This is a genomic window from Bradyrhizobium sp. (genome assembly GCF_030693485.1).
In the GTDB taxonomy this organism is placed as follows: domain Bacteria; phylum Pseudomonadota; class Alphaproteobacteria; order Rhizobiales; family Xanthobacteraceae; genus Bradyrhizobium.
Genome location: NZ_JAUYAN010000223.1, coordinates 1 through 9,272, shown reverse-complemented (window position 1 = coordinate 9,272; position 9,272 = coordinate 1). Strand labels below are relative to the sequence as shown.

Here is a 9,272-nt window from a genome sequence, read left to right as displayed (position 1 = left end):
TGGCATAAAACGTCGTGGTCGCCGGCCAGTCCGAGAACATGCCGCGGATGCCGACCTGTTGCGCCAGCACGTCGAGCACCGTGAGCGTGTCGCCGTCGCGGTCCACAGCGGCCTTGATCGATTTGTGATAGAAGCCGCCGCCGCGGTCGAGTGGGCCGTCGCGCTCCAGCGACCATCCGATCAAATCGAGCCCGGCGGCCTTCGCCGCCTTGGCATATTCCGACGGCACGATCTCGCTTTTGTCGTTCAGCGCCAGCATCATGTAGTTCGGCGGCGCCAGGATTTTGACGCCCTGCGCCTTCAACTCCGTCATCGACGGCTTCCAGGTTTCGGGCCTGGCGGGGTGCAAGCCCGAGGTCTCGTAGCGGCCGTCGAGATACACCGCCTGCGCCGCGAAGTCAGGCTCGGTCTTGCCCCAATACAGGATGTCGGCGAGGCTGAAACTCTGGGCGAACACGTCGCCGGGGGGAATGCCCGCGTCCTTGTAGGCCCGCAGCATCTGCGAGGCGTATTTCTCCTGGGTGTAGTCGCCGTCGAACGGCATCGCGACTTCGGGCGCTTTCAGTTCCGGGGTGAATTTGGCGCCAAAACTCCTGATCAGCGCGATGCTCTCGTCATGGGTCATCAGCGTCCCGGAATGGCTGTAGAGATCGGTGCGCCAGCGCGGCGTGCCGTTCTGATATTCGGCCACATTGGTGGCGTTCGCATTGAAGCCGTCCATCTTGGCCGACAGCGTCCTGAATTCGGCCAGCGTAATGTCGCTGGTGCAGCACTTTGCGGACGCCTTGCGGCCGGTGGCGGGATCGGCCGCAATGAACGGCATGGTGCATTTCGCGGCCAGCGCGGGCAACGACAGGATATTGGTCGTGGTGTGCAGGTCGCATTGCGAATGCCGGCAGACCAGTTGCCGGTCTTTTGTAAACGTCACATCGCATTCGATGATGCCGGCGCCCATCCGGGCTGCCGCCTGGTAGGATTCCCTGGTGTGCTCGGGGAATTGCAGCGCCGCACCGCGATGGCCGATGGAAAAATCGGTCTTGTGAAACGGCCCGGTGCACTGGCTCAGTTTCTGCTTCAGCGGCCCTTCCTTCATCTTGTCGACGAGATAGAACGGCCGGGGCCCGATCTGGGCCTCGCGCGGCAGGTTCTGCGCGACGGCGGGGACGATGAGGGCGACGCACAACAGCGCGGACAGCAGGGCGGGGCGGTGGCGGGTCGGCATGGGCGGTTCTCTCTGATGACGCGCGTGCCGATATCATAGCATTGTGACAGGAGGTGGTTGCTATGTTCCTCGTCGTCCCTGCGAACGCAGGGGACCCATACCGCGTGATCTATCGATTCAAGGAAGCTGTTCGACGACCTCGTGTAACCCCGAATGCCTGGGGTTATGGGTTCCTGCGTTCGCAGGAACGACAAGCGGAGCGGTTCAGCCGACATTCATCTCGCCGCGATCAAACTCTCCTCGCATCACTCCAGAGTGCCGCGACGAGGAGATGTCATGGAACGCCGCCACTTTCTGAAACTCGCTTTTGGATTTGCCGCCGGCGCGGTCGCGCTGGCCGCGGGTGCTGAGGCCGAAGCCGCACCGCTTGCGCCGCAACCGCTCACCAAGGACCTGGAACCCGGAAAAAACGATGCGCGCCCGGCGGTCACGACCGATGAAGAGGTCGATCGTCTTGCACCCGACGAGGTGCGCTGGGGCCGCGGTCGTCGCAGGGGATGGGGCCGGCGCGGCTGGGGCTGGCGTCGACGCGGTTGGCGCCGCCGGCGTTTCTGGGGCTATCGCCGCCGCTGGCGCCGCCGCCGTCGCTACTGGCGCCGCCGCTATTGGTAAGACGCGATTGGATCCAGTTCGGGAGGGTGGGATTCCGTCCTCCCGTTTTCGGGCCGACCACAGGCTGGGGTGTCAGGCTGGCCCACCAACAAAAAACCCCGCGCGAGCGGGGTTTTTGCCGTGATCCGCGTGACGCAGACTCAGTAACGGCAGCGTCCGGCGATCCAGACCATGCCGCGGGGGCAGACACGGGCGCGAGGAATCACCACCACGGGAGCCCTGCGGTACACGACCGGCGGCCGCACCACCACGACCGGCGCCGGCCTCACCACGACCACGCCGCGATTGGGCTGGCATCCGCCGTAGGGGCCGCGGTGGAAGCCGCGGCCGCATCCTTGGGCGGCATCGGCGACGGGAGCGAAGCCCACAACCGTGGTGGCAAGCAGGGCTGCTGCGATCAGGTATTTCATGTTTTCTCCCTCACCTCCGGCCGCACCGCGCGGCGCAAGAATACCGGTGACTCGACGATTGCCGAACTGCGATACGTCGAACCATTTGTGCGACCTTAATGTGGCGACCTGAATGCAAAATGAATGCGCGCGGCAAGCGGGTCAGCGCACGCAGCTCAATCCGAAGTTTTGCCAAAGAGCGCTGCAAAACGCTTCTCGCCGCTGCGGGTGAAATTGACCACCCGGCTGCCGGGGGCGGCGTCGCGCGCCGCCCAGTTCAATTCGGTGAACCGCGCCATGATCGCCGCGCCCAGCGTGCCCGCGAGATGATGGCGCCGCTCGCTCCAGTCGAGGCAGGCCTTGCACAGCGGCCGGCGCGGATGCGCCAGCGCGCCGGCGTCGATCTGCAACGCCTTCGCCAGGAAGCGCTCGCCCTCGGCCGTGAGTTCGATCGCCTGCTTGCTCTGGCGCAGCAAGCGCTGCTTGCGCAGGCTGTCCAGCATCTGCACGCCAAGGTCGCCGGCCAGATGGTCGTAGCAGATCCGCGCGCGGCGCAGCGCCGGATCCTTCGGGCCGGTGCGCAGGCGCATGTGGCCGGCGCGCGCGGCAAGGCCGGCGAGGCCCTCGAGCACGCCGGCGACATCGGGATCGCTGAGCCGGTAGTAGCGGTGGCGGCCCTGCTTCTCCTGCTCGATCAGGCCGCCGGTCTCGAGCTTTGACAGATGCGAACTCGCGGTTTGCGGCGTGATGCCGGCCTGATGCGCCAGCTCGCTGGCGGTCAGCGCGCGGCCGGACATCAGCGCCGTCAGCATGTTGGCGCGCGCGGGATCGCCGACCAGCGCGGCGATCATGGCGATATCGGGACCTGCTTTCATAGTTCGATGTTAGACGAAGCATTGATGTCGTCAAGAGGGTATGTTGTTTGCTCGCTCTCTCGATTCGTCATTGCGAGGAGCCAACGGGTCGGCGCAAAGCGCCGCCCGATGACAGGCTCCGCGACGAAGCAATCCATTTCTCCGCGCAAAGGAAGAATGGATTGCTTCGCTGCGCCCGCAATGACGGCTGCTGAAACACTGGGGTTCACGAGATGACCATCACCGTTTTCATCCGCTACCAGATCGACCCGTTCAAGCGCGCGATGTTCGAGCAGTATTCGAAAAACTGGTTGACCATCATCCCGAAATGCGGTGGCGACCTGCAGGGGTACTGGATGCCGCATGAAGGCACCAACAACATCGCCTTCGCGCTGATTTCGTTCAAAAGCCTCGCCGCCTATGAAAGCTATCGCATGCGGCTGCGCGCCGATCCCGAGGGGGTGGCCAATTTTTCCCTGGCCGAGGAAAACAGGTTTATTCTGGCCGAGGAACGGACCTTCTTGCGAAAGGTGGAATTATAGGTCATCTCAACTGCGTAACGGAGGCGCGACATGATAGCGGTGATCTTTGAAGTCTGGCCAAAGCCGGAACACAGGCAGAAGTATTTCGATCTCGCGGCCGAACTGAAGCCGGCCCTGCAAGCCATCGACGGCTTTGTTTCCGTCGAGCGGTTCGAGAGCTTGACCGAGAAGGGCAAGATACTTTCGCTGTCGTTCTGGCGCGATGAGGAGGCCGTCGCCGCATGGCGCAATGTACCCGGTCACCGCAAGACCCAGGGCAAGGGCCGCACGGAAATTTTCGGGAACTACCGGCTGCGCATTGCGGGCGTGATTCGCGACTACGGGATGGATGACCGCGCGCAGGCCCCAAAGGACAGCCGCGCCGTTCACGAGGCGCACTAGACCAACTACGGTGACTTGCCAGCTATCAGATCAGATGCCTTCTCAGCTATCATCAGGGTAGCGGCGTTGGTATTGGCCGACGGCATTGTCGGCATGACGGAGGCATCGACGACGCGAAGGCCGGCGATTCCGTGCACCTTCAGATCAGCGCAGACAACGGCCAAGGAATCCTGGCCCATTCGACAAGTGCTGACGGCATGATACACCGTCGCGCCGTGCTGACGGCCGTAGTCCAGCAATTCCTCGTCGGTCGCAACTTGCGTACCTGGCAAGGTCTCCGGTCCTCGATAGGGACGCAGCGCATCAGTCGCCAAGAACCGCCGACACCACCGAAGCCCGTCGACGATTGCACGCTGGTCGGCGGCGGCTGAAAGATAATTTGGCTGGATAGCCGGGGCATCGCCCGAATCCGCGGTACGCGCGCGGACGAATCCCTTGCTCTCAGGTCGCATCTGCCACACGCCGTTGGTCATGCCCGGGAACGGCTGCAGTTGACCTACCACACCCACGCTGTAGCTGGCAGGCGTAAACACGAATTGCAGGTCGGGCAATTCAAGACCGGCATGGGAGCGCACGAACGCCGCCACATGGGCGGGACTGAACGCGATAAGCCCGCGCCCGGTTGCGAGCCATTTAGCAATTTCCCAATACAGGCGCGTTCCCCGCGCGCGCTCATTCAGTGTAATTGGCTGCGTGACGCGGTGGGCCACCCGCACCGCATAATGGTCCTGCAGACCCTCGCCGACACCGGGCAACGCATGCCGGACTTCGACGCCGATCTCACGCAGAAGGTCGGGGGCGCCGATTCCGGAAACCTGCAGCAGATGCGGCGACCCAATCGCGCCTGCGCTCAGGATCACTTCGCGACCCGAACGTGCGCTTATCAACTCGCCGCGGCGGCGATATTCGATCCCGGTGACGCGACTCCCGTCCAACGTAAGCCGCTGAGTCAAGGCGTTCGTCACCACGCGAAGATTCGGGCGGCGCATGATCGGACGCAGGAAACCATGGGCGGCGCTGACGCGGCGCCCGTTCTTGATCGTGCGCTGATAATATCCGACGCCCTCTTGCGATGAGCCGTTGTAATCGTCGTTGCGCGGCACGCCAATCTCTTCGGCACCGGCGATGAACGCCTCGCAGATCGGATGCCGTTCGTGGATATCCGAAACATGCTGTGGGCCGTCGCTGCCATGGAAGCGATCCGCGCCTGTCGAGCGATCCTCTGACTTTCGGAAGTAAGGCAACACCTCTTCATAGGACCAGCCGCGATTGCCGAGTTGCGCCCAGGTATCGTAGTCACGCGACTGTCCGCGCACATAAAGGTGGCCGTTGATGGCGCTCGACCCACCCAGTACCTTGCCGCGGGGAAAATGGATGGCGCGATTGCCAACGGCGGCCCCAGGCTCGGTGGTGAAGCACCAATTGAAGCGTGGATCAGCGAATGTTTTCAGGAACCCGGCAGGCGCAGCAATATAGGGATGCCGGTCACTGCCGCCGGCCTCCACCAGCAGGACGGAAATGCGCGGGTTCTGAGTTAGCCGATTGGCCAGCACACATCCCGCCGACCCGGCGCCGACGATGATGTAGTCAAACGTCGCGACGGCCATGCCGAACTTTCTCGCCAAACCCTATGCGGCGCGCTGATCCTGGACCGCCGGATCCAGATCCGACACCGTGGCCCGGCGCATGTCGCGGCGGTGGTTGACTTCGTCATAAGGGCGACCGCGATGCAGCGTACAGCGGTTGTCCCAAATGACCAGATCGCCCGGCGCCCATTTGTGTGTGTGGACGAACTGCGGCTGCGTTGCGTGTTCCATTAGTTCATGGATCAGCATCCGTCCGTCCGGAACGGGTTGACCGACGATATGCGAAGCGTGGGAGGCGAGGTACAAGGCCTTGCGCCCGGACCCCGGATGAACGCGGACGAGACTGCGATGCACGGGCGGGTTCGCACGACGCTCCTCATCGGAGAACTCCGTAAACCCCAGTTTGCCGCGTGACACGAAGATCGAGTGCTCGGCCTGCAACGTATCGATGCGTGCCTTGATCTTGTCAGGCAATGCATCATAGGCCGCTCGCGTGTCGACAAACTGGGTCTCACCGCCTTCGGGGGTGACCTTGTGGGCGTGAAGCAGGGAATATTTGGCCGGCGTTTTCTTGAACGACGAATCAGTGTGCCATAGCTGGTTGCCAAGCGCGAACATCCGTCGACGGTCCTGAGTGCCGAGCACGTCATCCTTTTCATCGAGGTTGGAGATATCGACGAGCTTGCGGCTGACACGGGCGGCGACATTGGTCGCCAGCACGCCATTCTGGCCTTCGAGCGGTCCAAACCGTTCGGCCAATGCAATCTGGTCCTCTTCGGTCAGCTTAGGGCCGTGGAATATCAGCACGGCATACTGGTCCAAGGCCGCCTGGATCGCATCTATGCCGGCCTGGTCGATCGGCTTCGACAGATCGACATTGGTCACTTCACCGCCGAACAAAGGGTGTAGCTTTGCCACTTCGAGCAACACAGGCCTCCTCCTGAGGTTTTTGTTTCGACGGAGAGTCTAGAGGAAACCGGCAGTTGTGATTAGTCGGGAAATACAGGAATTATTTTCCCGATTTTCGGGATAGCGGAGAGGGTAACGCCATCGCGTTCTTGAGGTGAGCGACGAAGACAGAAATCTTTGCCGGAACCTCGCCTCTTCGGTGCACGGCATATATCGGCGCACGATAAAGCGGCGGGAAGGCCTCATAGCCTTCGATGCAGCGGCGCAGTTGCCCGGCGGCGAGATCGTGAGCTACCATCCAGTCCGGAAGTAGCACTAGCCCCAGCCCCGCGACCGCAGCACCACGCAACACCTCGCCACTGTTGGCTTGCAACGATCCGGAGACCTCGACCGACTGTTCCGTGCGGCCTTTCCTGAAGGTCCAGGTCGCCGGCTCGGCCGCGCGGCGATAGGTCAAACAATCGTGGCCGCCCAGATCGCTTGGCACTGATGGCGTACCCACACGCGCCAGATACGACGGGCTTGCGCAAAGCTGACGGTCGGCCGAGGTCAACTGATGGGTGACGATCGATTTATCTTGAGGCGCGCCGAGCCGGATCACAAGATCGATACCGCGCCCTGGCGCAAGCTCCGTCTCCTCCGTCAGTGCCAGATCGATCGCGACTTGCGGATAGTCCTTGCGAAACGCCGGCAGGGCCGGCGCCACATGCATCAAGCCGAAAGAACGACGGGCCATGATGCGCAAGGTACCGCTCGGGGTGTCCTTTTGCTCCCGGGCTTCGGCAAAGGCCGATTGAATCTCATCGAGCATATCCGCCGATCGCGCCAGCAGCCGCTCGCCGGCCTCCGTGAGCGCAAGTTGGCGCGTGGTCCGGTCCACCAGCCGCACGCTTAGCGCTGCCTCGAGATCTTGTAGACGCCTGGACGCAGTTGTCGTGGATAGGCCCAGCGCCCGACCGGCTGATGAAATACTTTTGGAACGCGCAATGTGAATGAACAACCGCAGGGCCGCCAGTTGATCCATGCCGCCTTCTCCCGTTGCCAAAAACTCAACTGGCCGACATGGCCGGAAGAACTGATTTGATGTAGCCCAATACACTTGATGATTGTGTACGCACGGCGCGAGAGCCTCAAGCGCCGTCTTCAGCCAGAAAAATTGGTCCCTGATCTTACAGATAGATAATCTGCCTTTTACCGTTGTTCAACCGAAATCAAATGCTGAGTAGCTTGGTCGCAAAGGTGCGAAGCCGTGACCCGAACAGGCGCGCAGCCTTTGACAGTGGCTGTTGCTTCGTAAAGCTCAAAGCAATTGTGCGTCTGACGAAGGGCCGCCCCATGCGAAACGCAACAAGCCGACCGGCACAGCATTCATCTTCCTGTTCGTGGACCCGTGGCAAGAACAATTCATCCTCGCCGAGGAGCACACTTTCCTGCGCAAGGTCATCGCGTGAGCTTCTGGCAGAGCAGGCTTCGCGCTACTATGTTGCGGGCGGAAACAAACAAATTGGGGAGTGATCATGCTGACATCTACTGACAGGCGCGCCGCGTTCAGGAAGTTGCACGTATCAGGTTGTTTCATCATTCCCAATCCCCACGACGCCGGCAGCGCCAGGGCGTTGCAGCATCTCGGCTTCAAGGCGCTGGCATCAACCAGCGCGGGCTTTGCCTGGACCATCGCCAAGGCCGACAACCGCGTTACCCTCGAAGAGGTCTGCGCGCATCTCGCCGCGTTGTGCGAAGCCGTCGATCTGCCGGTCAATGCCGATTTCGAGGGCGGTTTTGCGCACGAACCGGCCAAGGTCGGCGCCAATGTCTCGCGCGCGGTGAAGACCGGCGTCGCCGGGCTGTCGATCGAGGATTCGACCGGCGATGCGGCAAAGCCGCTGTACGACCGTACGCTCGCGATCGAGCGCATCAAGGCGGCACGGGCCGCCATCGATGCCGACAACAGCGGCGTGTTGCTGACCGGCCGCTGCGAAGGCTTTCTGGTCGGGCAGCCCGACCTTGCCATGGTCATCGACCGCCTGCAGGCCTATTCGGAAGCGGGCGCGGATTGTCTTTATGCGCCCGGCATCAAGACCCGGGATCAGATTGCAACGGTCGTGAAGGCGGTGCATCCGAAGCCGGTCAATCTCTTGATCGGGGCATCCGGCCTCAGCCTGGCGGAGGCCGCCGATCTCGGCATCCGCCGTATCAGCGTCGGCGGTTCACTGTCGCGCGCGGCGTGGGGCGGCTTCATGCGGGCGGCCAAGGAGATGGCGGAGCAGGGCACGTTCACCGAGCTTGGTAATGGCTATCCCGGCGGTGAATTGAACAAGATGTTCAACTGAGGCAAGGCCCGAGCGCGCCCAACTCAACCGCCATTCCTCGCTCGTCATCGCCCGACTTGATCGGGCGACCCAATATCCAGAGACATCAGCGATGGAGCCGAGAAACCGCGGCGTACTGGGTCCCCGGTCAGGCCGGGGACGACGAGCTTTTCCGAGCAACAATCGTGGTAGCAACTCGACTGCACAGAAAAACGCGGCGGGCAATTGCTTGCCCGCCGCGTCGCTTGTTCAAATCGTCGCTGCCCGCGTTACCTGCTGGGAGCGGGGCTGGCCGGCGGATTGACCGCGGGAGCCGGAGCCGGCGGAGTCGGGCGCGCCGGGGCTGCGCCGGTCGTGGTGCCGGGTTCCGTATTGGAGCGCGGCGTCACGTCACGCATGCTTGTGGGCGCTGTCGGAGGCGACGTGCGCTCCGTGTTTTGAGCCGTCGAAGTGGTCGGCGTGGTGCCG

General features: G+C 62.7%; 11 protein-coding genes. 5 read left to right on the top strand and 6 right to left on the bottom strand.

Going from position 1 to position 9,272, the window contains the following annotated elements; translation table 11 throughout:
- Positions 1 to 1,222: glycerophosphodiester phosphodiesterase family protein (locus Q8N40_RS16545; protein WP_305712567.1), on the bottom strand; the 1,222-nt coding region annotated here is incomplete at its 3' end.
- A gap of 276 nt (positions 1,223 to 1,498) precedes the next feature.
- Here Q8N40_RS16545 and Q8N40_RS16540 point away from each other — a divergent pair.
- Positions 1,499 to 1,834, top strand: a complete 336-nt coding sequence (locus tag Q8N40_RS16540) for a twin-arginine translocation signal domain-containing protein (protein WP_305322465.1) — start codon at positions 1,499 to 1,501, stop codon at positions 1,832 to 1,834.
- A gap of 140 nt (positions 1,835 to 1,974) precedes the next feature.
- Here Q8N40_RS16540 and Q8N40_RS16535 read toward each other — a convergent pair whose 3' ends face one another.
- Together Q8N40_RS16535 and Q8N40_RS16530 are read right to left on the bottom strand one after the other, a co-directional pair.
- On the bottom strand, positions 1,975 to 2,244 hold the full coding sequence (locus tag Q8N40_RS16535) for a GCG_CRPN prefix-to-repeats domain-containing protein (protein WP_305322464.1): 270 nt from the start codon (positions 2,242 to 2,244) through the stop codon (positions 1,975 to 1,977).
- Positions 2,245 to 2,399: 155 nt separating this feature from the next.
- Positions 2,400 to 3,098, bottom strand: a complete 699-nt coding sequence (locus Q8N40_RS16530) for a helix-turn-helix transcriptional regulator (RefSeq protein ID WP_305322463.1) — start codon at positions 3,096 to 3,098, stop codon at positions 2,400 to 2,402.
- Between the two features lie 212 nt (positions 3,099 to 3,310).
- Here Q8N40_RS16530 and Q8N40_RS16525 point away from each other — a divergent pair, with 212 nt between their 5' ends.
- Together Q8N40_RS16525 and Q8N40_RS16520 are read left to right on the top strand one after the other, a co-directional pair.
- Positions 3,311 to 3,619 (top strand): NIPSNAP family protein, encoded by a 309-nt coding sequence (locus Q8N40_RS16525; RefSeq protein WP_305712566.1) that lies wholly within the window; start codon positions 3,311 to 3,313, stop codon positions 3,617 to 3,619.
- A gap of 30 nt (positions 3,620 to 3,649) precedes the next feature.
- Complete coding sequence (locus Q8N40_RS16520) at positions 3,650 to 4,000, top strand: antibiotic biosynthesis monooxygenase (protein ID WP_305712565.1); 351 nt, start codon at positions 3,650 to 3,652, stop codon at positions 3,998 to 4,000.
- A 5-nt stretch (positions 4,001 to 4,005) separates the two neighbouring features.
- Here Q8N40_RS16520 and Q8N40_RS16515 read toward each other — a convergent pair whose 3' ends face one another.
- From Q8N40_RS16515 to Q8N40_RS16505, 3 genes are all read right to left on the bottom strand, one after another.
- Complete coding sequence (locus Q8N40_RS16515) at positions 4,006 to 5,607, bottom strand: GMC family oxidoreductase (RefSeq protein WP_305322460.1); 1,602 nt, start codon at positions 5,605 to 5,607, stop codon at positions 4,006 to 4,008.
- A 21-nt stretch (positions 5,608 to 5,628) separates the two neighbouring features.
- Positions 5,629 to 6,504 (bottom strand): TauD/TfdA family dioxygenase, encoded by an 876-nt coding sequence (locus Q8N40_RS16510; RefSeq protein ID WP_305322468.1) that lies wholly within the window; start codon positions 6,502 to 6,504, stop codon positions 5,629 to 5,631.
- A gap of 91 nt (positions 6,505 to 6,595) precedes the next feature.
- Positions 6,596 to 7,519, bottom strand: coding sequence for a LysR family transcriptional regulator (locus Q8N40_RS16505; protein WP_305322459.1), 924 nt, complete (start codon positions 7,517 to 7,519; stop codon positions 6,596 to 6,598).
- A 262-nt stretch (positions 7,520 to 7,781) separates the two neighbouring features.
- Here Q8N40_RS16505 and Q8N40_RS16500 point away from each other — a divergent pair, with 262 nt between their 5' ends.
- Both Q8N40_RS16500 and Q8N40_RS16495 read left to right on the top strand, forming a co-directional pair.
- The gene (locus Q8N40_RS16500) at positions 7,782 to 7,946 is read left to right on the top strand and encodes a hypothetical protein (protein WP_305712564.1); all 165 of its coding nucleotides are present in this window, start codon (positions 7,782 to 7,784) and stop codon (positions 7,944 to 7,946) included.
- A gap of 66 nt (positions 7,947 to 8,012) precedes the next feature.
- Positions 8,013 to 8,825: an oxaloacetate decarboxylase gene (locus Q8N40_RS16495; RefSeq protein ID WP_371135727.1), complete on the top strand. Its 813-nt coding sequence runs from the start codon at positions 8,013 to 8,015 to the stop codon at positions 8,823 to 8,825.
- Positions 8,826 to 9,272 lie beyond the last annotated feature (447 nt).

Excerpts from the sequence above, each read along its gene's own strand:
- Q8N40_RS16540 (WP_305322465.1), top strand. The coding sequence starts at position 1,499 with ATGGAACGCCGCCACTTTCTGAAACTCGCTTTTGGATTTGCCGCCGGC.
- Q8N40_RS16530 (WP_305322463.1), bottom strand. The coding sequence starts at position 3,098 with ATGAAAGCAGGTCCCGATATCGCCATGATCGCCGCGCTGGTCGGCGAT.
- Q8N40_RS16525 (WP_305712566.1), top strand. The coding sequence starts at position 3,311 with ATGACCATCACCGTTTTCATCCGCTACCAGATCGACCCGTTCAAGCGC.
- Q8N40_RS16505 (WP_305322459.1), bottom strand. The coding sequence starts at position 7,519 with ATGGATCAACTGGCGGCCCTGCGGTTGTTCATTCACATTGCGCGTTCC.
- Q8N40_RS16520 (WP_305712565.1), top strand. The coding sequence starts at position 3,650 with ATGATAGCGGTGATCTTTGAAGTCTGGCCAAAGCCGGAACACAGGCAG.
- Q8N40_RS16535 (WP_305322464.1), bottom strand. The coding sequence starts at position 2,244 with ATGAAATACCTGATCGCAGCAGCCCTGCTTGCCACCACGGTTGTGGGC.
- Q8N40_RS16515 (WP_305322460.1), bottom strand. The coding sequence starts at position 5,607 with ATGGCCGTCGCGACGTTTGACTACATCATCGTCGGCGCCGGGTCGGCG.
- Q8N40_RS16495 (WP_371135727.1), top strand. The coding sequence starts at position 8,013 with ATGCTGACATCTACTGACAGGCGCGCCGCGTTCAGGAAGTTGCACGTA.